The sequence below is a fragment of the Agrococcus sp. Ld7 genome (assembly GCF_045064095.1).
Lineage (GTDB): Bacteria > Actinomycetota > Actinomycetes > Actinomycetales > Microbacteriaceae > Agrococcus.
In genome coordinates, this window is sequence record NZ_JBISGY010000034.1 from 119198 (window position 1) to 142322 (window position 23125).

Annotated in this window: 23 protein-coding genes; 9 read left to right on the top strand and 14 right to left on the bottom strand. The window is 69.9% G+C overall.

Annotated features, from left to right (window positions below):
- Window positions 1-8 precede the first annotated feature (8 nt).
- The 7 genes from ACJJVL_RS11385 to ACJJVL_RS11415 all read right to left on the bottom strand — a co-directional run bounded on the left by ACJJVL_RS11385 (window position 9) and on the right by ACJJVL_RS11415 (window position 5272).
- Window positions 9-839: a hypothetical protein gene (locus tag ACJJVL_RS11385; RefSeq protein ID WP_405218778.1), complete on the bottom strand. Its 831-nt coding sequence runs from the start codon at window positions 837-839 to the stop codon at window positions 9-11.
- Window positions 836-1531, bottom strand: a complete 696-nt coding sequence (locus ACJJVL_RS11390; RefSeq protein ID WP_405218779.1) for an ABC transporter ATP-binding protein — start codon at window positions 1529-1531, stop codon at window positions 836-838. Before ACJJVL_RS11390 ends, ACJJVL_RS11385 begins: the two co-directional genes overlap by 4 nt.
- Before the next feature lie 4 nt (window positions 1532-1535).
- Window positions 1536-1934 carry a GntR family transcriptional regulator gene (locus tag ACJJVL_RS11395; RefSeq protein ID WP_405218780.1) on the bottom strand — a complete coding sequence of 133 codons (399 nt, stop codon included), beginning with the start codon at window positions 1932-1934 and terminating at the stop codon, window positions 1536-1538.
- 245 nt (window positions 1935-2179) lie between these two features.
- Window positions 2180-2938: a DUF3159 domain-containing protein gene (locus tag ACJJVL_RS11400; RefSeq protein WP_405218781.1), complete on the bottom strand. Its 759-nt coding sequence runs from the start codon at window positions 2936-2938 to the stop codon at window positions 2180-2182.
- On the bottom strand, window positions 2935-3564 hold the full coding sequence (locus ACJJVL_RS11405; RefSeq protein ID WP_405218782.1) for a heme oxygenase (biliverdin-producing): 630 nt from the start codon (window positions 3562-3564) through the stop codon (window positions 2935-2937). The genes ACJJVL_RS11400 and ACJJVL_RS11405 overlap by 4 nt, the downstream gene beginning before the upstream one ends.
- Window positions 3565-3626: 62 nt before the next feature.
- A complete protein-coding gene (locus ACJJVL_RS11410) occupies window positions 3627-3899 on the bottom strand; it encodes a DUF2470 domain-containing protein (RefSeq protein ID WP_405218783.1) in 273 nt (90 codons plus the stop codon).
- A complete protein-coding gene (locus tag ACJJVL_RS11415; RefSeq protein WP_405218784.1) occupies window positions 3899-5272 on the bottom strand; it encodes a glucose-6-phosphate dehydrogenase in 1374 nt (457 codons plus the stop codon). Before ACJJVL_RS11415 ends, ACJJVL_RS11410 begins: the two co-directional genes overlap by 1 nt.
- 63 nt (window positions 5273-5335) lie before the next feature.
- On the opposite strand from ACJJVL_RS11415, the gene ACJJVL_RS11420 reads away from it, so the two are divergent.
- Window positions 5336-5812 (top strand): hypothetical protein, encoded by a 477-nt coding sequence (locus ACJJVL_RS11420; protein WP_405218785.1) that lies wholly within the window; start codon window positions 5336-5338, stop codon window positions 5810-5812.
- A 40-nt stretch (window positions 5813-5852) separates the two neighbouring features.
- Here the strand turns inward: ACJJVL_RS11420 and ACJJVL_RS11425 are convergent, their stop codons facing one another.
- Complete coding sequence (locus tag ACJJVL_RS11425) at window positions 5853-6113, bottom strand: hypothetical protein (RefSeq protein ID WP_405218786.1); 261 nt, start codon at window positions 6111-6113, stop codon at window positions 5853-5855.
- A gap of 170 nt (window positions 6114-6283) precedes the next feature.
- Here ACJJVL_RS11425 and ACJJVL_RS11430 point away from each other — a divergent pair, with 170 nt between their 5' ends.
- Window positions 6284-6877 (top strand): HhH-GPD-type base excision DNA repair protein, encoded by a 594-nt coding sequence (locus tag ACJJVL_RS11430; RefSeq protein ID WP_405218787.1) that lies wholly within the window; start codon window positions 6284-6286, stop codon window positions 6875-6877.
- Between the two features lie 728 nt (window positions 6878-7605).
- Here the strand turns inward: ACJJVL_RS11430 and ACJJVL_RS11435 are convergent.
- Window positions 7606-8610 carry a pirin family protein gene (locus tag ACJJVL_RS11435; protein WP_405218788.1) on the bottom strand — a complete coding sequence of 335 codons (1005 nt, stop codon included), beginning with the start codon at window positions 8608-8610 and terminating at the stop codon, window positions 7606-7608.
- 116 nt (window positions 8611-8726) lie between these two features.
- Between ACJJVL_RS11435 and ACJJVL_RS11440 the strand changes: the two genes are divergently transcribed.
- Complete coding sequence (locus ACJJVL_RS11440; protein WP_405218789.1) at window positions 8727-9464, top strand: RDD family protein; 738 nt, start codon at window positions 8727-8729, stop codon at window positions 9462-9464.
- A gap of 3 nt (window positions 9465-9467) precedes the next feature.
- Here ACJJVL_RS11440 and ACJJVL_RS11445 read toward each other — a convergent pair whose 3' ends face one another.
- Together ACJJVL_RS11445 and ACJJVL_RS11450 are read right to left on the bottom strand one after the other, a co-directional pair.
- Complete coding sequence (locus ACJJVL_RS11445; protein ID WP_405218790.1) at window positions 9468-9695, bottom strand: hypothetical protein; 228 nt, start codon at window positions 9693-9695, stop codon at window positions 9468-9470.
- The gene (locus ACJJVL_RS11450; RefSeq protein ID WP_405218791.1) at window positions 9695-10939 is read right to left on the bottom strand and encodes an anion permease; all 1245 of its coding nucleotides are present in this window, start codon (window positions 10937-10939) and stop codon (window positions 9695-9697) included. Before ACJJVL_RS11450 ends, ACJJVL_RS11445 begins: the two co-directional genes overlap by 1 nt.
- 127 nt (window positions 10940-11066) lie before the next feature.
- Between ACJJVL_RS11450 and ACJJVL_RS11455 the strand changes: the two genes are divergently transcribed.
- Complete coding sequence (locus ACJJVL_RS11455; RefSeq protein WP_405218792.1) at window positions 11067-11798, top strand: GPP34 family phosphoprotein; 732 nt, start codon at window positions 11067-11069, stop codon at window positions 11796-11798.
- Window positions 11799-11802: 4 nt separating this feature from the next.
- Here ACJJVL_RS11455 and treS read toward each other — a convergent pair whose 3' ends face one another.
- Both treS and ACJJVL_RS11465 read right to left on the bottom strand, forming a co-directional pair.
- The gene (treS, locus tag ACJJVL_RS11460) at window positions 11803-13521 is read right to left on the bottom strand and encodes a maltose alpha-D-glucosyltransferase (protein ID WP_405218793.1); all 1719 of its coding nucleotides are present in this window, start codon (window positions 13519-13521) and stop codon (window positions 11803-11805) included.
- A gap of 97 nt (window positions 13522-13618) precedes the next feature.
- Complete coding sequence (locus tag ACJJVL_RS11465) at window positions 13619-14641, bottom strand: LacI family DNA-binding transcriptional regulator (RefSeq protein ID WP_405218794.1); 1023 nt, start codon at window positions 14639-14641, stop codon at window positions 13619-13621.
- A 278-nt stretch (window positions 14642-14919) separates the two neighbouring features.
- Here ACJJVL_RS11465 and ACJJVL_RS11470 point away from each other — a divergent pair, with 278 nt between their 5' ends.
- From ACJJVL_RS11470 to ACJJVL_RS11480, 3 genes are all read left to right on the top strand, one after another.
- Window positions 14920-16251 (top strand): ABC transporter substrate-binding protein, encoded by a 1332-nt coding sequence (locus ACJJVL_RS11470; protein ID WP_405218827.1) that lies wholly within the window; start codon window positions 14920-14922, stop codon window positions 16249-16251.
- A 461-nt stretch (window positions 16252-16712) separates the two neighbouring features.
- The gene (locus ACJJVL_RS11475; protein WP_405218828.1) at window positions 16713-17876 is read left to right on the top strand and encodes a carbohydrate ABC transporter permease; all 1164 of its coding nucleotides are present in this window, start codon (window positions 16713-16715) and stop codon (window positions 17874-17876) included.
- Entirely contained in the window at window positions 17873-18847 is a 975-nt protein-coding gene (locus ACJJVL_RS11480) for a carbohydrate ABC transporter permease (protein WP_405218795.1), read from the top strand. The genes ACJJVL_RS11475 and ACJJVL_RS11480 overlap by 4 nt, the downstream gene beginning before the upstream one ends.
- Before the next feature lie 10 nt (window positions 18848-18857).
- Here ACJJVL_RS11480 and ACJJVL_RS11485 read toward each other — a convergent pair whose 3' ends face one another.
- Window positions 18858-20738, bottom strand: coding sequence for a glycogen debranching N-terminal domain-containing protein (locus ACJJVL_RS11485; RefSeq protein WP_405218796.1), 1881 nt, complete (start codon window positions 20736-20738; stop codon window positions 18858-18860).
- Between the two features lie 115 nt (window positions 20739-20853).
- Here ACJJVL_RS11485 and ACJJVL_RS11490 point away from each other — a divergent pair, with 115 nt between their 5' ends.
- Together ACJJVL_RS11490 and ACJJVL_RS11495 are read left to right on the top strand one after the other, a co-directional pair.
- The gene (locus ACJJVL_RS11490) at window positions 20854-21867 is read left to right on the top strand and encodes a LacI family DNA-binding transcriptional regulator (protein ID WP_405218797.1); all 1014 of its coding nucleotides are present in this window, start codon (window positions 20854-20856) and stop codon (window positions 21865-21867) included.
- Between the two features lie 11 nt (window positions 21868-21878).
- Window positions 21879-23120 (top strand): extracellular solute-binding protein, encoded by a 1242-nt coding sequence (locus tag ACJJVL_RS11495; RefSeq protein ID WP_405218798.1) that lies wholly within the window; start codon window positions 21879-21881, stop codon window positions 23118-23120.
- Window positions 23121-23125 lie beyond the last annotated feature (5 nt).

Genomic DNA, 23125 nt, shown 5'->3' on the forward strand with positions numbered 1-23125 from the left:
GGTACCCGCTATGCCAGCGCCACCTTGTGGTTCCAGGAGTGGACCGTCCGCCAGATGAGCAGCGGCACCACCACGAGGAGCGCGGGCACGAAGCCGATGGGCATCAGCTGCCGGTCGGTGGTGCCTCCGAGCATGGCGCCCAGCATGTCCACCGGCACGAACCCGACGACACCTGCGGGCGTCATCCCGAGCCCGAAGGGGATCGCGAGGATCCCGCCGAGCATCACGAGCTGTGCGATCGCGGAGAGCAGGAACCAGACGAGCACCGGGCCACCCCAGCTGAGGCGCTGCAGCCAGCGCTCGGAGCCGAGCGATGCGGCGGCGTCGTACAGCACCGTGTTGAAGATGTACAGCAGCAGCAGGGTGGCCGGCGCCCCGACGGCGACCAGCCACGGAGCGGCCGCGTACGCCGCGCGCAGCACCTCGCCGATCTGCTCCAGGAAGACGGCGGGTGCCGTGCCGAACATCGTCTGCGCGGAGGCGATCATCACGAGGAGCCACAGGGCGAGGGTGGCGATGAGGCCGATCAGCACCACGATGCTCGCCCAAGCGAGCTTCGCCCAGTAGATGCGCGAACCGCGGATCGGCAGCGACTGCGTGAAGTAGCCGATGCGACCGTAGCTGCTGCGCCAGTAGTCGACCGCGAGGGCGAGCTGCATCGCTGGCAGCACCCCGAAGGCGCCGATCGCACCGAGCACCAGGCCGAACTGCGCCAGCACCGGCCAGCCGGTGACGGCAAGTGCCGAGCCCACGGCCGCGAGACCGAGAGCGGCAGCCGTGATGGTGAGGAGGAATCCGCGCGTGCGGATCGCCTCGTGCTTGAGCAGGGTGCCGATCATCGGTAGACCTCCCGGAAGAGCTGGTCGATGGATGTGCCGCGCTCAGCGCGCAGGTCGTCGACCTGGCCGCTGAGCACCACGCGGCCGCGCCGCATGAGGACGACGCCGTCGAGGATGGGTTCGAGATCGTGGATCAGGTGCGTGGAGATCACCAGCAGCGACTCCTCCGAGAGGCCGCGCAGCATCCCCTGGAGGATGACGTCGCGGGCCGCGGGGTCGACACCCGAGATGGGCTCGTCGAGGAGGTAGACGCGGGCCTGCCGCGCCATGGCGAGCGAGATCTGCACCTTCTCGCGCATGCCCTTCGACATCTCCCGCAGGCGCATCCGCTCCTCGAGCCGGAAGAAGCCGATCAGCTCGCGCGCCTTCGCGGCGTCGAAATCGGCGAAGAAATCGCCGTACAGCCGCAGGCACGCGGCCACGGTGGCGCCGTCCGGCAGGAAGCTGACGTCGGGGAGGAAGGAGACGAGCGCCTTCGATGCCGGGCCGGGCGCGTGTCCGGCGACGCGGACTTCTCCCTCGTACCCTGCGAGCACACCGGCGAGCACCTTGAGCAGCGTGGTCTTGCCGCAGCCGTTCTCGCCCAGCAGGCCGATCACCTGGCCGTAGGGGAGGGTCAGGTCAAGTCCGTCGATGGCTCGGAGAGCACCGTAGGACTTGCGGAGCCCGCGGATCTCGATCGCGTTGGTCATGCTGTCAGCCCTTCGCTGCGTCGCTGGTGGGTTGGCTGTGGCGGTCATGGTCGTCCCATCTCTCAGCCAGCAGGCTCTGCGCGTCGGCCAGGCTGAGGCCGACGCCGCGAACTCGGCTGGTGTACTGCTGTGCTGCGTCGGCGGCGAGCTGCCGCCGGAGTGCGCTGATGCGGGTGCTGTCGTCGGTGACGAAGCGCCCGCTCGTGCGCTCGGAGCGCACCAGTTCGTCGCGCTCGAGCTCGGCGAATGCGCGCTGCACGGTGTTGGGGTTGACCTGCAGCTCGGCAGCCAGCTCGCGCACCGCGGGGATGCGCGAGCCGTTCTGCCACACCCCGGCGACGATGCGCCGCGAAAACTCGCGCACCAGCTGGAGCCAGATCGGCTGCGTGCTGTCGAACTCCATCGCCGTCCTCTGTCCACTTGTACTAAGTACTCAATACAATAGAACAGCAACGCGGAGGCGCGCAAGCGCGCGACCCCGATCGGCGTCGGGGCAGAGAAGAAGCGATGCGGACTGGCTCAGTGGCGCTTGCTCGAATGCAAGAACTGGTGAAGGCGCCTGGTCGGTCCGCATCGCTTGCTTGCCGGTGACTGTACGCCGTCGCTGACCGGCGCGCAATGGTTGCGGGCGAGTTGTGGAGCGTGCGGTCAGTCGGCAGCGACGAGCTGCGGCTTGCGGATGCCGGGGTGCGAGCGCGGGATCGCGGCGAAGAGCACCCAGCCCGAGGCAGCGACGCAGGCGATGATGAGCGGGTAGGTGAGCGCCGCGCGCATGATCGCGAGCCAGGTCGTCTCGTCCAGCCACCACAGCACCGAGAAGACCGCCACGCGGATGACGTACTGCAGCACCCAGATCCAGGACGCGCGCTGATAGGCCCGCAGCAGCACCGGATCCTTGCGCCAACGGGTCTTCGTGCCGATCAGCCCGCCGACGATGACGCCGAGGAACGGCCAGCCGATCACGATCGACACCGCCCACGCGAGTGCGCTCGCGGCGTTCGAGAGCAGCTGGATGAGGAAGAAGTTGCGCGCCTCGCCCGTGTAGTAGGCGATCATCGCCGCGATCACCGTCATGAGCATGCCGATGAAGACGGCCTTCGGCTTGCGGCGCTCGATCATCGCGTAGCCGAACACCACCACGCTCGCGGCGAGCGAGGCGATGACGGCGGTGAGCAGCTCGCCGCCGGTCGCGAGCCAGGCGAACAGGAACGCGACCGGGGGCACGCTGCCCTCGATCGCCGCCTTGCCGCCGCCGAGCAGGCGCGAGAGCGACTCCTCGCGGGTTGGGTCGCCGTCGGCGTCGTAGCGCCCGTCGTCAAATGCCGCCGGCACGAGCTCGGCCGCGGCGTCGTCCGACGCGTCCTGGCCGGACAGGGGAGAGTCGCCCGTCCGCGGTGCCGCGCTCACGCGGCGACCCGAGAACCCGGCTCGCCGTCGACGAGCGACGCGTGCATCGCCTCGGCGGATGCGTAGGCGCTCGCGGTCTCGGCCAGGAGTGCGCTCTCGTCCGCGGCCTCGAGCTCGAAGCCCGAGATGGTGGCGCGGTAGCCATCCTTGAACGCGTCGAGGTCGTCGATGTCGAAGCGGTAGAACGCGGTCGTGTCGGCACCGAAGCGGCGACTGAGCACACGACCGATGTGCTGGCCGCCGGAGAGGTCGCCGAGGTAGCGGGTGTAGTGGTGGGCGGCAAGCCGCACGGGATCGTCTGCGAGCGATGCGAGATGCTCCGCGTAGGCGAGCGATGCGTCGGTGGGCGCCTGGGCGCCGCCGAGGGCGGCCAGGTCGGTCTCCACGGCCGCGAGCCTCTCCAGTGCGGGATCGTGCAGCGCCGCGACCAGACCCCGGTCGCAGGATGCGATCGCGGCCTCGAGGGCGCGATAGGCCACGAGGTGCTGAGAGGCGAGGCGCGCGTAGTCGCGGGTGTCCCGTGTGCCGCGCAGCAGTCCGGCGAGGAAGCCGTCGTCCGCGGCCTGCTCGTGCGCAGCCCAGGTCGCCTCGCGAAGGCGAGCTGCGAGGCTGGATGCAGGGGACATGGAAGTAAGGCTAGCCTTACTCGCGCTCGGCGCGCCAGCGCCGGTGATCGCGGCAGGCCCGGTCAGGCCCTGGGCATCAGCATCACGACGGCGCGCCGGATGTCGACGCGCTCGTCGATCGGCATCGGCCACGGCACGGTCACACGCTCGGGAGCAGCATCCCGGTCTGTCCGCACGTCGAACGTCAGCCCACCCTCCCCGATCGTGGCAAGGGTGGCCGAGGTCGCGCCGGGACGTGCGTGGGCGCGCACGATCGCGAGCTGGTCGTCCAGGTGGTCGCCGTTCATGTGCGTGACCACCGCCTGCACGACGTCGGCGGTGAAGTCGATCGCCATCAGCTGCTCTGCCAGTCGCGAGGCCCCCGCGAGCCGGCTCGGTACTCGTCCATGGGCACGTCGTCGCGGTTCCAGGCAGCCAGCACGGGCTCCACGATGCGCCAGCATTCCTCTGCGGCATCCCCGCGCACGGCGAGCCGCGGATCGCCGTCGAGGATGGATGCGAGCACCTCACCGTAGGGGAGCAGCTCTCCGCCGCCGAGCTCGCCGCGCAGCACCGTCTGCTCGAGCGTGAAGGGGTCGCCCTTGCCATTGGTGGTGATGTGCAGCTCGAAGCCGTCGGGCTTGAAGTCGATCACCAGCCGGTCGGGGGTGTCTTGGCCTGCGAAGCCGTTTGGGACGTGCGCCGGGGCCTTCCAGTGCACGATCGCGCGCTTGCGGATGCCCTCGAGGGACTTCCCCGAGCGCAGGATGAAGGGCACCCCCGCCCAGCGAGCGGTGGCGATGTCGACCTGCACCTCGGCGAGCGTCTCGGTGCGCAGCTCTGGGTCCACCCCGTCCTCGGCGGTGTAGTCGGGCACGTCACGGCCCTCAACGCTGCCGGCGGTGTAGCGGGCGCGGCGCGAGTGCTCGATCGGGTCGATGATGCTGGAGGCGCGCAGCACCTGGCTGATGGCGTCGCGCAGATCACGGGCGGAGACGCTCGCGATCGGCTCGATCGCGAGCAGTGCCATGATCTGCAGCAGGTGCGACTGGATCATGTCGCGCAGCGCGCCGTTGCGGTCGTAGTAGCCGGCGCGGCCCTCGAGCGTGACGGTCTCGTCGTAGAGGATCTCGATCTTGGCGATGCTGTCTCGATCCCAGACCGGTTCCAGGAGCCGGTTCGCGAAGCGCATCCCGATGAGGTTGAGCACGGTGTGGAGGCCGAGGAAGTGATCGATGCGGAAGATGCGCTCCTCCGGCACGATGCGCGTGACCAGCTCGTTGAGTCGCACGGCGGCCTCGCGGCTGCCGCCGAAGGGCTTCTCGACGGCCAGGATGGTGCCGTCCGGCACGCTCACTCGCTCGAGCGTCGCGCAGACCGACTCGGTGACGTGCGGCGGCAGCGCGAAGTAGATGACGAGCCGATCGCACGCGATCGACTCGAGGAGGGTCCGGAGGGCTCCTTGGTCGGTGGCGTCCGCGGCGACGTACCGGGTCGAGCCCAGCACTGCCTTGGCGGCGGTGCCGATGACGCCGTCGAGCTGCAGCGCAGTGCGCACCCGATCGTGCCAGTCGTCCTCGCTCAGCTCGCGCAAGTCGGCACCGACGACCTGCACGCGACGATCGGGCTCCGCGCGCAGCAGCGTGGCGATGCCGGGGAGCAGCAGGCGGCTGGTGAGGTCGCCGGAGGCGCCGAGGATGAGCAGCGTGGTCGTGTGCTTCGAGGCCATGGCTCGATCCTTGCACTCGCAGCGATGGGCGCGCTGGGGCCGGAAGCGGCGTAGCGTCGAAGCATGATCGCTCGTACTGCCCGGCTCGTCCTGCCCGCCGTCTGGCTGGGTCTCATCGTCGGCATCTCGCTCATCGAGACGCCGCTGAAGTTCCAGGCGCCGGGCATGACGATCCCACTCGGTCTCGGCATCGGGCGGCTCGTCTTCGCCGCCATGAACGTCGTCGAGGCCGTGCTGGCTGCACTGCTGCTGCTGGCGATTTTCCGATCTGGTGCGCCGCGGCCAGAGCGCGTGCTGGCCATCGCGATCGCCGCGGTGCTCGCGCTCAAGGCGCTGGTGGTGCGCCCGCTGGTCCAGGGCACGACGGACGCGGTGGTCGCCGGCGACCGCGAGGGCGGCTCGGGCATGCACCTGCTCTACATCGCTGCCGATGGCCTGCTGATCGTGGGACTCCTGGCGCTGCTGGGGCTGGCCGCGCGGTCGCTCCTGGGCCCGCGCGGCCGCGACGCCTTGCACGACGATCGCACCAACCGGGGCTGAAGCGCTCGCGACGGATCCTGCGCGCGTCAGCCGAGCGCGATCACCAGACCGTGCCGCCGCCGACGGAGATGCCGCTGTAGGTGATCAACACGAAGACGATCGCGAGCACTGCGGGCGCGATGCCCCGCCCCCCGGCGTGACGGGACTTGAACAGCGCGATGACGGCGAGGATCCCCGCCACGGCACCCAGGCCGCCGCCGAGGATGAGGCCGACGAACAGCGGGATGGGCATCAGGATCATTCCGAGGAGGCCGAGCCAGAATGCCCACCATGCCCACGGGTTGGAGCGCTTGATCTGCATGTCCCCATCCTCTCGTGCCGCGGCTTCGAGATCGCCGAACGCACCGCTCCGGACTCGCTCTTGACGCGAGCCATAACAGTGTCATACTTAGTCTGCAGCGCCCTCACCCGTCGTGACCGGGTGGGGGCGCGGTCAAGACCGTGAGGTGGAGGTCGTGGCAGGCTGGGGCCATGAACAAGCGCGACCTCCACATCACGGGCGATGCGACCGCCGACCGTCTGCTCTCCGACGATGACTTCGCACTGCTCACCGGCATGCTGCTCGATCAGCAGGTGACGATGGAGAGCGCGTTCTCCGGACCTGCCAAGCTGCTCGCTCGAATCGGGCGCTTCGATGCCGCTGAGATCGCGCGGATGGACCCCGATGCGTTCCTCGCCGCCTTCAGCGAGAAGCCAGCCGTGCATCGCTTCCCCGGTTCGATGGCGAAGCGCGTGCAGGCGCTCGCGGGCGTGATCGTCGAGCAGTGGGGCGGCGATGCCGGAGCGATCTGGCAGCAGGGCGAGCCTGACGGCGCCGAGGTGCTGCGCCGGCTCAAGGCGCTGCCGGGCTTCGGCGAGCAGAAGGCCAAGATCTTCCTCGCGCTGCTGGGCAAGCGCGCGGGCTTCGATGGCGCTGGGTGGGCCGAGGCATCCGACCCCTACGGTGAGCCGTGCGCGCGCTGGTCCGTGGCCGACATCGTCGATCCGGAATCGCTCGCCGAGGTGCGGGCCGCAAAGCAGGCGGCGAAGGCAGCGGCCAAGCAGGCGAAGGCCACGAAGGCCTGAACCGATCGCCGATGGCGCGTTCTCCCGCAGATCGAGGATTCGGGCGCCCGGAGATGCCGCCGTCGCTCCCGTCACTCCCGCAGGTCGAGGAGGTCGTGGCCCGAAGGGTCGTGACCGTCACGAGACCGGTTGCCGATGGTGCGTTCCGGTCTCCTCCTAGGAAAGTGACGTGAGCTATGCGGCTGCTGGTGTGAGGTCGACGTCGTAGCCGAGGCCGCGCAGGCTGCGGAGCGCGCGTCGTTTGATCTGGTCGGGGTTGCGGTGGTCGTAGTAGTCGACGCACCAATCCACGGTCCCCGTGGAAGCCCTCCACGCCAAGCTCGTGAACAGGCTCACAAGCACTAAGACCGACCGGCGTCGACCGCAGCACACCCAGCATGGCCCGCCACCAGACCCAGCCATAGCCCCACTTTCGCCCATCCAAAGCGGCGCCCGCAGGGCGCCCCGCCAAGCTCGTGACACGTGCGCCTGCGGCGCCCGTTCCTCGACCTACGGGGGTGGGTCTGCGGCTTGCGCGCCTCGTCCGACGGGGTTTCGCAGGTCGAGGAGGTCGCGGCCCGGAGGGTCGTGGCCGTCACGAGGCCGGTTGCCGATGGTGCGTTCCGGTCTCGTGACACGTGCGCCTGCGGCGCCCGTTCCTCGACCTACGGGGGCGCGCCTGCGGCGTGCGCTTCTCGACCTACGGGGGCGCGCCTGCGGCGTGTGCTCCTCGACCTACGTGGGTGGGGTCAGGTGCGGCGCTGCGCGCGGCCGCGGGGCAGCAGCTGCACCGACGGCAGGCGCGGGCTCGCCAGCGGATGCTTCTCGTCGTCGACGACCGTGCCGAAGCGGGGCCGGTCACCGGGGTCGGCATCGCGCTCGCCCATCCACTGCTCCCGCGCCTCCTGCACGTCGTCGTGGTCGGTGCCGACGAAGTTCCAGAACATCACGATCTCCTCGCCGAACGGCTCGCCCCCGAGCAGCACCGCGACGCCGTCGTGCTCCGCCGAGACCACGAGCGCCTCGCGACCGGGCGCCGCGTATGCCATCGCGCCGCCGCCGACGACCACGTCGTCGACCGAGATGCCGTCGGTGAGCGCCAGCACGCCGTGCTCGAAGTCGCCACGCAGGTCGAGCCGCACCTCGCTGCCGGCCTCCATGCGCAGCTCAACGCCGAGCAGCGGCGTGTACGCACCGACCCGGCTCGTCGCGCGCGCGAAGTCGCCCACGAAGACGCTCCCGGTGACGCCGTCGGCGAGCGCTACCTGCGGCACTGCGTCGAGGCCGTCGAACGACGGCTCCCGGTCGCGCTCGTGGCTCGGCAGCACCGTCCACAGCTGCAGACCGTGCAGCACGTCGGTCTCGGGGGTCGAGTACTCGCTGTGCGCGATGCCGCGGCCCGCGGTCATGATGTTGAGGCCGCCGGGCCGCACCGTGTGCGAGAAGCCGGCCGAGTCGCGGTGCTCGATCGCGCCGTCGACGAGCCAGCTCCAGGTCTGCAAGCCCGTGTGCGGATGCGGCGGCACGTCCATGCCCGGCCCGCCGAGCATCGACGTGGGGCCGAACGCATCGGCGAAGCACCATGCGCCCACGAAATGGCGGTGCTTGTTGGGCAGCACGCGCTGCACGGGCATCGCGCGCGGCCCGCCGAGCGGCACGTCACGGGGCAGCAGCAGCTCGAGACCCGCCGCCGCCGCCTGCTCGACGCAGGCCGCCTCGCTGTTCTCGACGATGGTCGCCTCATCGTTGCTCATGACGCCACGGTAGCCGAGGCCCGCTGCCACGCCTGCGGGCTGGAGTCGGGCGCCCGCGGGGAGCGACCGTCCTGCTGCGGCACGCGCGTCGCTCGCGCTCGTCGTACCATCGCAGGGTGACTGAGCAGCCTGCAGGGTGGTACCCGGATCCGTTCGCCGCCGTGCCCGGCGCGAGCCGCTACTGGGACGGCGAGCGCTGGACGAGTCACGCGCAGGCACCCATGCCCGAGCCGCAGCCCGTGCATCCGCAGCCGTCACGGCCGGAGCTCACTGCGCCGAGCCGCGGCTTCGGCTATGGGTCCGCCGGCCACCCAGATGCCTCCGAGCAGCGCATCGGGGGCGGCGAGATGCAGCTCGCGAGCTGGGGCCGTCGTGCCGGGGCCTACCTGCTCGACGCGATCCCCCTGGTCGTCCTCACGATGCTGCTGCTGCAGCTGCTCGGCGTGACCGACGCGCTGACGAGGGCGATCGAGGCGGAGGATGCCGCAGCGATCGATGCGGCGAACGCGATGGTGGCGGCGTTCAGCCCCACCGGCATGGCGATCACGGTCGCGAACCTGGCCTTCGCCGCGCTCTACAACATCGGCTTCCACGTCGCTCGGGGCGCGACCCCGGGGAAGATGCTCGTGGGCATCCGCGTGCGCCAGACCCAGCAGGATCGCAACCCGCAGCTCTCCGCGGCGAGCGTGCGGTGGCTCGTGCAGTTCGGACCGGGGGTGCTCAACGGCGTGCCGCTGCTCGGCATGCTCAGTGGCCTCTTCAGCATCGCCGACCACCTGTGGCCGATCTGGGACGCCGATTCGCAGGCACTGCACGACAAGGTCGGGCGCACGCTGGTGGTGCGGTCGCGCTAGCGATCAGCCGCCGAAGATCGCATCGCCGAAGATGATGACGAGGATCCCGGCGACGGCCAGCAGCACGCAGAAGCTCATCAGCACGACGCTGAGCACCGTCGACCCCGGCCGACGACTCTCGTAGGTGCGGATCCCGAGCGCGTAGATGAGCGGGATGCCGGCGCCCAGCAGCAGGCCGACGAGCAGCACCTGGATGACCGCGCTCGCAAGTGCTCCGAAGTCGAACTCCATCACAGGCCTCGCTTCTTGCGGTTCGCCTTGCGCTTGCGCTTGCGAGGTCGGGAGAGCGGTGCGATGTGGGAGGCGACGGCGCTGTACTCCCGGTCGATGCCGCGCTTGCGCTCGCGCTTCGGCTGCTCCCAATCGTCGGTGACGTTGTGGTGGCCGACGGGACTCATGCGCGAGCGCAGCCACATGGCCGTGCACGCGATGATGAGGATCGTGGTGACGACGATCGCACCCCAGAAGTTCCCGAACACGCCCGCGATGAACAGGCACACCGCGCCCACCGCGCCGGCAGCCGGCAGCGTGATGAGCCAGGCCACGAGCATCCTGCGAGCCACGCTCCAGCGCACCTTGACATCCTCGCGAGCCAGCCCGGAGCCGATCACGGAGCCGGAGGCGACGTGGGTCGTCGACAGCGGCAGCCCGAGGTGGCTGGAGGTGAGGATGATGGAGGCGCTGGAGAAGTCAGCGGCCATGCCCTGGCGCGGCGAGATGTCGACGATGCCCTTGCCGAGCGTGCGGATCACGCGCCATCCGCCCGTGTAGGTGCCCAGCGCGATCGCGACCGCGCAGGAGAAGCGCACCCAGAGCGGCATGTCCGACGACGAGTCGAGGGATCCGTGCGCCACCAGTGCGAGGAAGATCACGCCCATCGTCTTCTGCGCGTCATTGGTGCCGTGCGCGAGCGACATGAGCGAGGCCGCGCCGATCTGACCCCAGCGGAAGCTGCGCTGCTGCGCGCGCTCGCTGATCGTGCGGGTGACGCGCTGCACGAGCCAGGTGCCCCCGAACGCGACCACGGCCGCGATGACGGGAGCGAACAGCGCCGGGATGAGGATCTTCTGCGCGACGCCGCCCCACAGCACGCCCGAGATGCCGAGCGCAGCGACGGTGGCTCCGATGAGGCCGCCGAACAGCGCGTGGCTCGAGGAGGACGGCAGGCCGAACAACCAGGTGAGCACGTTCCAGACGATGGCGCCGGTGAGTCCGCACAGCACGATGAGCATGAGCTGCTCACCGTCGACTCCGGTGAGGTCGACGATGCCGCTGCCGACGGTGCGCGCCACCTCGATCGAGAGGAAGGCGCCGACCAGGTTCAGGATCGCAGACAGTGCGACGGCAGGCTTCGGCTTGAGCGCCCCGGTCGCGACCGAGGGAGCCATGGCGTTCGCGGTGTCGTGGAAGCCGTTCGTGAAGTCGAACGCGAGTGCGACGACGATGACGATGACGAGGATGGCGACTTCCGGCACCGCGCCAGTCTGCCACCCCGCGCGGTGTCGTGCGCGCGCCGGGGCCTTTTCCTCCGCATTCCGGCGGAGTCGCGCCTCCCACCGGCGGGGGATGCGCGGCATTCGCGACGTCCGTAGCGTCAGGAGCATGGACATCTCCATCCCGGAAGCGATCCTCCTGCTCGCCATCGACGACGAGACGGGCAAACCCGTCGTGAGCGACTCCGCCGTCGGCATGGCCTTCGCGGCGGGCGCCGCGGCGCAGCTCGTGCTGCAGGGCCGCATCCGGATCTCGGGCGTGGACGCCACCGACGCGAAGCCCGGCACGTTCGTGAGCGGCGACGGTCAGGCAGACGAGCGCCTCGAGCCGCTGGTCGAGCACCTCGTCGGCAGAACTCCCGAGGACGCCCTCGGCAAGATCGTCGGGTTCAACGGCCCGGGCGCTCCAGCGGGCAAGCTGCGCGCGCAGACGCTCGAGGACTTCGACGCTGCGGGGCTGCTCGCGCGCCGAGACCAGAAGCTGCTCGGCATCACCTTCGGCAGGCGCTGGGAGCGGGGTGCGCGCATCGAGGTCGAGGATGCGCTGCAGGCGCGAGCGCGGAAGATCCTGCAGGGCGTCGGTGCGACGGGCGACGCCTCGCCGGAGGCCGTGCAGCGCGACGCGGTGCTGGCCGCGGCGCTCGCGATCCTGCACACGGTCGAGGCACTGCCGAAGGTCTTCCCTGAGCTGCCCGAGGAGCAGGTGGTCGCGGCAGGCCAGGCACTGGCCGCGGACGACTGGGCGAGCGAGACGGTGCGCGACTCGCTCCAGGCCCTCGAGGGTGCCATGGTCGCGATCATGGTGACGACGGTCATCGTGCCGACGATCGTCACCAGCTGAGCGCCTACGGCCTGGTCACGCCCAGCCAGTAGAAGGACTGCGTGCCGAACGTGAGCGAGAAGCGGCCGTCCTCGGCGATGGTCGGGAAGGCGCCGCCGCCGAAGAGATCGTTGAGTCGGGAGCCTGCGAACATCGGCGCGTCGATGGTGACGTGCACCGGGTTGTGGCTGAACGAGAACACGCACAGCACATCCTCCGCGCGCGGGCCGTTGTAGGTGCCGTCGCCCTCGTAGGAGCGCACGAAGGCGAGCACCGCGTCGTTGTCGGTGTCGAGCACCGTGATGTCGCCGAGGCCGAACACGGGGTGCTGCCTGCGCACGTGCAGGACCGATCGCATCCAGTGCAGCAGGCTAGACGCCTGCGCCATCTGCGACTCGACGTTCACGGCGGAGTAGTGGTAGACGAGCGACTGCACCACGGGCAGGAAGAGCTTGCCGGGATCGGCGCTGGAGAATCCGGCGTTCCGATCCGGGGTCCACTGCATGGGCGTGCGGGATGCGTCGCGGTCGTCGAGCCAGATGTTGTCGCCCATGCCGATCTCGTCGCCGTAGTACAGGAACGGCGATCCCGGCAGCGAGAACAGCAGCGCGTTGGCGAGCTCGAGCTCCGCGCGCGAGTTGTCGAGCAGTGACGCGAGCCGGCGTCGCACACCGATGTTGGAGCGCATGCGCGGGTCGTAGGCGTACCAGCCGTACATCGCCTGCCGGTACTCCTCGCTGACCATCTCGAGCGTGAGCTCGTCGTGGTTGCGCAGGAACACGCCCCACGTCGCGCCCGGCGGCACGTCAACCTGCTCGGCCAGGATGCGCTTGAGCTCGACGGCGTTCTGCGCGCGCAACGAGTAGAAGATTCGCGGCATGGTCGGGAAGTCGAAGGCCATGTGGCACTCGGGCTCCTCGGCGGTGCCGAAGTAGGCGGCGGTCTCCGCCGGCCACTGGTTCGCCTCGGCGATGAGCACGCGGCCCGGGTACTCGTCGTCGACGATGCGGCGCAGCTTGCGGATGTACTCGTGCGTGGCGGGCTCCGACTCGCCGTTGCCGTCCTCCGACTCATACAGGTAGGGGATCGCGTCGAGCCGGATGCCGTCGACGCCCAGGTCGAGCCAGAACCGCAGCGTGTCCTCGATGGCCTCGTGCACGGCAGGGTTCTCGAAGTTCAGGTCGGGCTGGTGCGAGAAGAACCGGTGCCAGTAGAACTGCCGGCGCACGGAGTCGAACGCCCAGTTCGACTCCTCCGTGTCGACGAAGATGATGCGCACGTTGGGGTAGCCCTCGTCGGTGTCGCGCCAGACGTAGAAGTCGCCGTAGGGCCCCTCCGGGTCTTCGCGCGAGGCCAGGAACCAGGGGTGCTGGTCGGAGGTGTGGTTGATCGGCAGGTCGATCATCACGCGCATGTTGCGCGCGTGCGCCTCCGCGACGAAGTTGCCGAAGTCGTCGATCGTGCCGTACTCCGGGAGCACCGCCTTGTAGTCAGAGACGTCGTAGCCGCCGTCGCGCAGCGGCGACTGGAAGAACGGGGGCACCCAGATGCCGTCGATGCCGAGCCACTGCAGGTAGTCGAGCTTCGACGTCAACCCTTGGAAGTCGCCGAAGCCATCGCCGTTCGAGTCGACGAAGGAGCGCACCATGACCTCGTAGAACACCGCCTTGCGGTGCCACTCGTAGTCGAGCGTCAGCCCGGGCGCGTGCGAGGACTGGAGGGGGATGGGGGAGGTGAAGCTCACGGGCGCTCCTTGCCGGGGGCGGGTGCGGTGGATCGAGCGGCGGGCGTGCTGCGGTCGTTCCCCCACCACGCTAGCCGCATGCGCATGGAGCGCAACGTCATCGCGGCCGCGCCGTCGATGTGCGCACCACGAGCTCAGGGGCGTAGTTGGTGTGGGTGCGATCGGGCTCGGCACCCCTGGAGCCGTCCGGGTTGCGCTGCAGGGCGCCCATCATCCAGGCGACGACATCCTCGCCGTGCTGCGCCGGGTCCTGCCTGATGGTCGTCAGGCCGAGGGTCTTCGACGACGGGACATCGTCGACGCCGACGACGCTCAGCTCCTCCGGCACCCGGATGCCGAGCTGCTGCGCAGCGATCAGCACGGCGATCGCGACCTCGTCAGTGCCGGCGAAGATCGCCGTCGGAGGGTCCGGGGCCGCGAGCATCTCTCGGACTGCGCTGTGTGCGAGATCGAGGGTGGTCGGCACCGTCGGGACCGGTCGCGGTCGCAGGCGGTGCTTCGCGATCACCGCTTGGAACGATCGTTGACGGCGGTCGGAGGAGGAGGCGTCGAAGGGCTGCACCTCGGTGGCGCTCGCGATGTGCAGCAGATCGGTGTGGCCGAGCTGCACGAGGTGCTCGGTCGCGAGCTCCGCAGCGGCGTCGTCGTCGAGGCTGAACGATCGCGTGTGCGGCGTGGGCTCGCCGACCGTGGCGACCGGGATGCCGAGGTCGGCAAGGCGCGCCAGGTCGTCGCCCACGAGGCTCCAGGTGATGGTGACCAGCCCATCGACCTCTCCGCGTCGCATGAAGCGCTCGAACTTCTCGTGCCCGCCGCGGCCGAGCGTGCCGAGGTCGTAGAGCAGCAGGTCGTGCTCATGCGCATCCGCGGCCTGCGCGATGCCGTGCAGCACGCTGCCGAAGTACCACCGGTCGACCGACGGGGTCAGCACGCCGATCGTCCTGGTCATGCCGGTCGCGAGCCTGCGGGCGGCGCCGGAGGCTCGGAACCCGAGCTCCGCCGCGGCACGCTGCACGCGCTCGCGGGTCGCGGGCGAGACGGCGCCCGCACCGGAGAGGGCGCGCGACGCGGTGGCCTTGGAGACGCCCGCGACGCGGGCGACGTCGTCGAGTCGTGGCATCGCTCCCTCCGTCCCCGCGTGGATCGCGGCTCGCCCTGCCGGCTGGAACCGGTTCCGACGATAGTCGCCCCTGGCGCCGCGAACCGCGGGCCTTCGCGGCGATCGTTGCCGAATCGCAACCTCGGAATGCGCGACACCATGACGCGCGGTGCGCTACCGTCGCACGCAATGGAACCGGTTCCGGTTTCGGTTCTCGGCACGACGCGGTGCGCTCCGTGCGGCGCGTGTCGAAGGCACTGAGCGAAGGAGTTCACGTGAAGCACGCACGCAGGATCGCGATGCCGCTAGGCATCGCTGGCGTCGCAGCGCTCGCCCTCACCGGGTGCGTCGGCGACGAACCGACCGACCCCTCTGCAGCGCCGGGCGGCGGCGCAGAGCCTGCCGCCGGCTGCGAGGCCTACGCCGACTACGGCACCTTCGACGGCGCATCGGTCGACATCTACGGCACGATCCTCGACGTCGAGGCCGATCGGCTCAACGAGTCGTGGTCCGAGTTCAGCGAATGCACCGGCATCGAGATCGTCTACGAGGGCTCCACGGAGTTCGAGGCGCAGATCAACGTGCGCGTGCAGGGTGGCAACCCGCCCGACCTCGCGATCTTCCCGCAGCCGGGCCTCTTGGCATCCGTCGCCGGCACGGGCAGCGTGCTCGAAGCCCCCGAGTCGGTCGCCGCGAACGCGCAGGAGTTCTGGACCGAGGACTGGCAGAACTACGGCACGGTCGATGGCACGTTCTACGCCGCGCCGCTGATGGCGAGCGTCAAGGGCTTCGTCTGGTACTCGCCGTCCGTCTGGGCCGAGAACGGCTGGGAGGTGCCGACGACGCTCGACGAGCTCGACGAGCTCTCTGCCACGATCGCGAGCTCCGAGACCATGAAGCCCTGGTGCGTGGGCTTCGGCTCCGGAGAGGCGACCGGCTGGCCGGGCACCGACTGGGTGGAGGACTACGTGCTGCGCACCGCTGGTCCGGATGTCTACGACCAGTGGATCGCGCACGAGATCCCGTTCGACGACCCCGCCATCGTGGACGCAATGAACCGCGTCGGCGACCTGATCAAGAACCCCGACTACGTCAACGGCGGCATCGGCGATGTCTCGACGATCGCCACGACCGACTTCGGCGTGGCCGGACTCCCCGTGCTCGACGCTGAGTGCGCGATGCACCACCAGGCCTCGTTCTACGAGGGCTTCTGGGGCGATGGCGTGACGGTCGCCGAGGACGGCGACGTGTGGGGCTTCATCCTCCCGGGCACGGAGGCTGACGCGGCGGCGGTCACCGGCGGTGGCGAGTTCGTCGGCGCGTTCAGCGACGACGAAGAAGTGGTCGCCGTGCAGACCTATCTCTCGAGCGCGGAGTGGGCCAACAGCCGCGTCTCGCTCGGCGGCGTGATCTCTGCGAACTCGGGGCTCGACCCCGCCAACGCCTCGAGCGCGCTGCTCACCTCTGCGGTTGAGACGCTGCAGAACCCGGAGACGACCTTCCGCTTCGACGGGTCGGACCTGATGCCCGGCGCCGTCGGTTCAGGCACCTTCTGGACGGCGATGGTCGACTGGGTCTCCGGCGCCGACACCGAGACGGTGCTCAGCCAGGTCGAATCCAGCTGGCCGTAAGAACTCGCCGATGCCGGTGCGGGGGCGACGATCGCCGCCCCCGCACCGGCATCCACCGGAGGTGACGAATGACCACGATGGATCTGCTCGGCAAGCTGCTGCAGGGAGTCGTCGGCCTGGCGGCGTTCGGCGTCGTCATGGCGCTGCTGCTGGCCTTCCTCGACCGTCCTGAGGACAAGCCGCGCGCCGCGACCTGGCGGGCGGCACTCACGCAGGGCCTGCGGCCTCGCCTCATCATCATCGGCGTGCTGGTGCTGCTCGCGCTGCTCGGCCGGCTGCTCTACGGCGTCGTCTCCTGGGTGACGCAGGAGCTGACGAACACGCTCATCATCGTGGCGATCGCCGGCGTGGCCCTGGTCGTGCTCCAGTGGCTGCTCGAGCGTCTGCTGCAGCCCGCGAGCCCGGCCGTGCGCTCCGCCGTGCTGCGCACCATCGGTGCCGCTGCCGTCGCCGCGGTCGCGATGGTGGCGTCCTTCGCCGAGCGCATCGCGCTGCTCGACTGGGTCACCCCCGCCCTCGTGCTCGCGGCGAATCTCGTCGGCTGGCCGGTCGCTGCCGCGCTGCTTGTGACTGCCGCGCTCGCCTTCGCGCGCCACCGCATGCGTCGCCAGGGGCGTCTGATCGTCTGGCTGCTCGCCGCGGTCGCCGTGGTCGTGATCGCACTGGTGCTCGAGCAGGGCCGCGAGCAGCCGATCGGTGTCTGGCCGTGGGCGGGCGCGCTCGCGCTCAGCGTCCTCGGCGTGCTCGGCTACCTCGCCGATCGGGACGAGGATTCGAAGCCGATGCTCGTCTTCATCGTGCCCGCCGCGCTGCTGCTGTCGATCGGCCTCATCTACCCGGCGATCCGCACGACGCTGCTCGCCTTCACCGATCGCACCGGTGCGTTCATCGGTCTGGACAACTTCGTCTGGATGTTCACGCAGCGCGAGGCGCTCATCACGCTCGCCAACACGGTCGCCTGGGTGGTGCTCGTGCCGCTGCTGTCGACGGCGGTCGGGCTCGCGTACGCGGTCTTCATCGACAAGAGCCGTGGAGAGCGCTTCTACAAGATGCTCGTCTTCATGCCCATGGCGATCTCGTTCGTCGGTGCGAGCATCATCTGGAACTTCATGTATGCCTATCGCGGTGCGGCGCAGGAGCAGATCGGACTGGTGAACCAGCTGATCGTGCTGTTCGGCGGCGAGCCGCAGCAGATCCTGCAGAACAGCCCGTGGAACACGCTCGCGCTGATCATCGTGATGATCTGGATCCAGACGGGCTTCGCCATGGTCGTGCTCTCAGCGGCGATCAAGGGTGTGGCGACCGAGCAGCTCGAAGCGGCCGAGATCGATGGCGCGAATCCATGGCAGCGGTTCACGAACGTGACCGTGCCCGGCATCCGCACCTCGATCGTGGTGGTGGTCACCACGATCTCCATCGCGACGCTCAAGGTGTTCGACATCGTCCGCACGATGACGGCCGGCAACTTCGACACCTCCGTGATCGCGAACGAGATGTACACGCAGGCGTTCCGCTCCGGCGAACCCGGCCGCGGCGCCGCCCTGGCGCTGATCCTGTTCCTCATGGTGCTGCCGATCGTCGTCTACAACATCCGCGTCCTGAACCAGCAGAAGGCGATCCGATGAGTCAAGTCGCAGTGACCCCAGACCCCGAGATCACGCCGGATCGGGCGGCTCCCGCGGTCACGACGCGCGCCGGTCGTGTCAAGCGCCGGCTGACGAGCCCGTGGGCGACGATCGCGGCGCTGGTGATCGCGGTGCTGTGGACGATCCCGACCTTCGGCCTGCTGCTGTCGTCCTTCCGGCCGGCCGATCAGATCGCGACGACCGGCTGGTGGACGTTCTTCTCGAACCCGGAGCTGACGCTCGACAATTACACCGAGGTGCTGTTCTCCGGGTCGGCGAGCTCGCCGCAGCTCGGCGAGTACTTCGTGAACTCGCTCATGATCGCGATCCCGGGGTCGATCATCCCGCTCGTCCTGGCATGCCTCGCGGCCTACGCCTTCGCGTGGGTGAAGTTCCGCGGATCGTCGACGCTGTTCGTGATCGTCTTCGCGCTGCAGATCGTGCCGCTGCAGATGGCGCTCATCCCTCTGCTGCAGCTGTTCGTCACCTTTGTGCAGCCGTTCCAGAACGCGCTGCACCAGGCTGTGCCGTTCATCAGCGACAAGCAGTTCATGCCCGTCTGGATCGCCCACGCGATCTTCGGGCTGCCGCTGGCGATCTTCCTGCTCCACAACTTCATCTCTCAGATCCCCGGAGAGGTCATCGAGGCCGCGCGCGTGGACGGTGCCGGTCACGGTCAGATCTTCTTCCGCATCATCCTGCCGCTGGCGATGCCGGCCATCGCATCGTTCGGCATCTTCCAGTTCCTGTGGGTGTGGAACGATCTGCTGGTCGCGCTGGTCTTCTCCTCCGGCACACCGGATACCGCGCCGCTCACGCAGCGGCTGGCAGAGCTCGCGGGATCCAGAGGGGAGAACTGGGCGCGGCTCACGGCGGGTGCGTTCGTGTCGCTCATCGTGCCGCTCATCGTCTTCTTCGGTCTGCAGCGGTACTTCGTCCGAGGACTGCTGGCGGGCTCGGCGAAGGGCTGATCGGGGCGGCCTACTCGGTGAGGGCCCGGTGCACCGGCACCACTGCCGCAGCGCTCCACGCCTGTGGCCGGCATGACGCCGGGTAGGAGACGGGGCTCGACACCTCGACCGCCGCGAAACCGGCGAAGAGCTCGGGCATGCGCCCGTCGAACGCGTCGGCCGCGCGCAGCAGCTGCTGGGCGAGCAGGCGCGCCTCGACGGCGAGGCCCGCGCGCAGCATCCCCTCGATGACGACCCCGGTGTCGTGCGGCCAGACCGAGCCGCAGTGGTAGGACAGCGGCCAGTAGCCGCCCTGATCGCTCGCCATCGTGCGGAGCCCGAAGCCCGAGGCGAAGCGATCGTCGACGAGCAGTCGCGCGATCTGGGCCTCCTCGTCAGCGGTGAGCAGGGTCGTGCCGATCAGCTGGCCGATGTTCGAGGACTTGCTGTCGACGGGAGTTCCTCTGCCGTCGAGTGCGATGGCGGGGTAGCGCTCGCCCGCGCGCTCGACCCAGAACGCGTCGCGGAAGCGGGTGCGCATCGTCTCCGCCCATGCACGCCACTCGGCGCCGTCCTCTCCCAGCGCTTCGAGGAGCTCGGCGGCTGCTGCGGCTGCCTGGCAGGCCTGCGCCTGCACCTCGCACAGCGCAATGGGGCCCTCAGCGATGCGGCCGTCGCGGAACCGGATGGAATCTCCCGAATCCTTCCAGCCCTGGTTCGCGAGGCCCGTGCCGGACTCGTCGATGTACTTCAGGAACCCGGAGTCGTCGGGGCTCGACGAGTCGCGCAGCCAGGCGAGGGCTGCATCCAGTGCCGGTCGGAGCTCGCGCACGGTCTCGAGGCCGAGACCCGCCTGCCACGCTCGGTGCAGCAGCACGATCCACAGCGGGGTCGCGTCGATCGTGCCGTAGTAGACCGGCGGCAGCGCGATGCCCTCGCCCGGCATCGAGAAGGTGCCCTGTCGAATCTCATGCAGGATCTTTCCGGGCTGCTCTGCGGATCCGGGGTCGACGACCGAGCCCTGCCGTACCGCGAGGGTGCGCAGGGTGCCCAGTGCGACGTCGAGCGACAGCGGCAGCAGCAGCCTGGCCGTGATGAGGGTGTCGCGGCCGAACAGCGTCATGAACCAGGGGGCGCCCGCGGCGGGGAACGGCCCCTGCCCGGCATCGAGCAGCATCGCCTGTAGATCGTCGATCGCGCGGGCCGACCAGCGGTCGAGGGCGGCGTCGCCGCTGGGCGGCAGCGGCTGGATGCCGCGGGCTGCCGCGGGGCCGACCACCGTCGTGGGGTCGGCGATGCCGAGCTCCAGCTCCGCCTCGGCTGAGCCGCCCGGGGGCACTGCGAGGCTCCAGCTCGCACGCACCCGGTCGCCGTCCCGCTCGATCGCGGCATCCGTCGCCCGCAGCGTCAGGCTGCGCGTGCCGTCGCCCGCCTGCAGCCCTCCGTCGCGCTCGCGCCACGTCAGCACGACCGGTGCGGGCAGCCCCGCCTTGACGCTCGAGAGCTCGGCGAGCGAGACCTCGAGCCGCAGTTCGACGGGCGCGGTGATGGGTTCGTCGAGGCCGTTGCGGACGCGCACCCGCTCGACCACGCGGCCGGCGGCGACCTCCCGCCTCCGCTCGACCAGCACACGCGGATCCGGTGTCTCGTCGTCGACCGCGCGGGCGACACCGTGGAAGACGGCGCTGTCGGCGCCGCGCGACGTGCCGATGGTCTCCAGCGGCTCGCCTGCGATGCGCAGGCCCAGCGCGCGCACATAGCGCCAGTCGCCGTGGAAGATGCCGTGGATCGGAGCTGCACCCATGTCGCCGGCGTCGTCGGACCACGCCTGCGTCGGTGCCGCCAGCACCACCAGCGCGTCGTTCAGCAGCGGCTGCCCGCCGCGCTCGTCGTGCTCAGCTGCGCTGCTCATCCTTGGCCTCCGACTGGGGTTCCCATCCGACCATGCACACGCTACCGTCACGATTGGAACGATCCAATAGCGGGTCGACGATCGGTGGGATCCGATCGCGCACGAAGGAGTGACCATGGGCACGAAGACCCTTGCCGATGTCGCGGCGCACGCCGAGGTGTCCGTGCAGACGGTCTCCAATGCGCTCAACAACCCGGCGCTGCTCAAGCGCGAGACGCTCGAGCGCGTGCTGCTCGCGGTCGAGGCGCTCGGCTACGCACCGAACGTGCAGGCTCGGCGGCTCCGGCAGCGCACGGTCGCGACGATCGGCGTGCGCATCGAGCCCATCACCGACAACATCGCCTCCTCGCTGCTGGACCGGTTCCTGCACGAGCTGACGGCCAGGGCCGACGAGCGCGGCGAGCACGTGATGCTGTTCACGGCGACCTCCGGAGAGGAGGAGGTGCGCAAGATCGGCGAGCTCGCCCGACAGCGCGCCGCCGACCGCTTCGTGCTCACCTCGACGCACGCCGGTGACCCGCGAATCGCGGCGCTGCTGGCATCCGACATGCGCTTCGTCGCCTTCGGGCGGCCGTGGAGCCCGGCACCGACGCACTCCTGGGTGGATGTCGACGGCGCAGCGGGCGTCGGCGAGGCAACCGAGGCGCTCATCGACGCCGGGCACCGGCGCATCGGCTTCCTCGGCTGGCCGCGCGGCAGCGGTTCGGGCGACGACCGCAGGCTCGGCTGGGCCCGCGCGCTGCGGCAGCGACTCGGCTTCGACGAGGCGATGCTCGAGACGCTCACCGCGCGCTGCGAGGATCGTCCCGATGAGGCTGTCGCCACCGCCCAGCGGCTCATCCAGCTGGGCGCCGACTCGCTCGTGTGCGCCTCCGACTCGCTCGCCGCCGGGGCGATCGGTGCGGCCATGCAGCTCGGCTGCAGCCTGCCGGTGATCGGCTTCGACAACACCTCGCTGGCAGCAGGCATCGGGTTCTCCAGCATCGACCAGAGCCTGGGCGATGTCGCGTCGGCAGCGCTGACCGCGATCGACGACGACGCGCCGTTCAGCACCTCCATCGTCCGGCCGCAGCTGGTGCGGCGAGACCACCCACGGTGGGGGATCGCCCCCGCCGCATCCACCCCCTGAAAGGAACGACCATGCGACACAGCAAGCTGGGCGGCGCGGCCCTCGCAGGCGCCCTGGCCCTCGCCCTGGCATCGTGCTCGGGCGGCAGCAGCGACCCCGGCTCCTCCGAGGAGCCGGGCGCCGGGGGCGAGAGCCTCACCATGCTCATCGGCTCCTCCGGGGAGGCCGAGACGGCCGCCGTCCAGGCAGCAGCAGACGCCTGGGCAGCGGAGTCGGGCAACGAGGTGGAAGTGATCGCCGCGTCCGATCTCAATCAGGAGCTCGCCCAGGGCTTCGCGGGCGACTCGGCGCCGGACGTGTTCTACATGGGCTGGGATCAGTTCCAGACCTACGCGAGCGACGGCTTCCTCGAGCCCTATGCGATGAACCTCGAGAACGCGGATGCCTTCTACCCGGCGCTCGTCGATGCGTTCTCGTACGACGGCGAGTTCGTCTGCGCGCCCAAGGACTTCTCGACGCTGGGGCTCGTCATCAACACCCAGCTGTGGACGGATGCGGGCCTGACCGATGCCGACATCCCCACCGACTGGGCGTCGCTGCAGTCGGCGGCGGAGACGCTCACGAGCGGCGACACCGTCGGGTTGTCGATGGGCGCGGAGTACGCACGCGTCGGCGTGTTCATGGAGCAGGCGGGCGGCGGCCTGATGGACGGCGACAGCGTGACGGCGGATTCGCCGGAGAACGTCGAGGCGCTCGAGTACGTGCAGGGCCTGCTCGACGCCGGCGTGCTCGCGTGGCCGGCCGATCTCGGTGCCGGCTGGGGCGGCGAGGCCTTCGGCAACGGCTCGGCCGCAATGGTGATCGAGGGACCGTGGATCCGCGGCGCGCTCGAGAACGACTTCCCGGACGTCGAGTTCCAGGTGGCCGAACTGCCCGCCGGACCCGCCGGTTCCGGCACGTTCACGTTCTCGAACTGCTGGGGCATCCCGGAGGGCCAGGAGACCGCTGCGACCGCTCAGGAGCTCGTCGCGTTCCTGACGAGCGATGAGCAGCAGCTGGAGTTCTCGGCTGCCTTCGGCGTGATCCCCTCCACCGAGTCGGCCGCGGCGACGTACGCCGAGACCTACCCGGAGAACGCCGCCTTCGTCGCTGGTGCCGACTATGCGGTGAGCCCCGTCGCCTTCGCTGGCGCGGCGGATGTCGTGGGCGAGTTCAACAATGCGATCACGACCCTGCAGGGCGCGGACGCCCAGGCGGTGCTCGACCAGGTGCAGTCGCAGCTGGAGGCAGCGTCCGAAGCCTCGCAGGGCTGACGGGC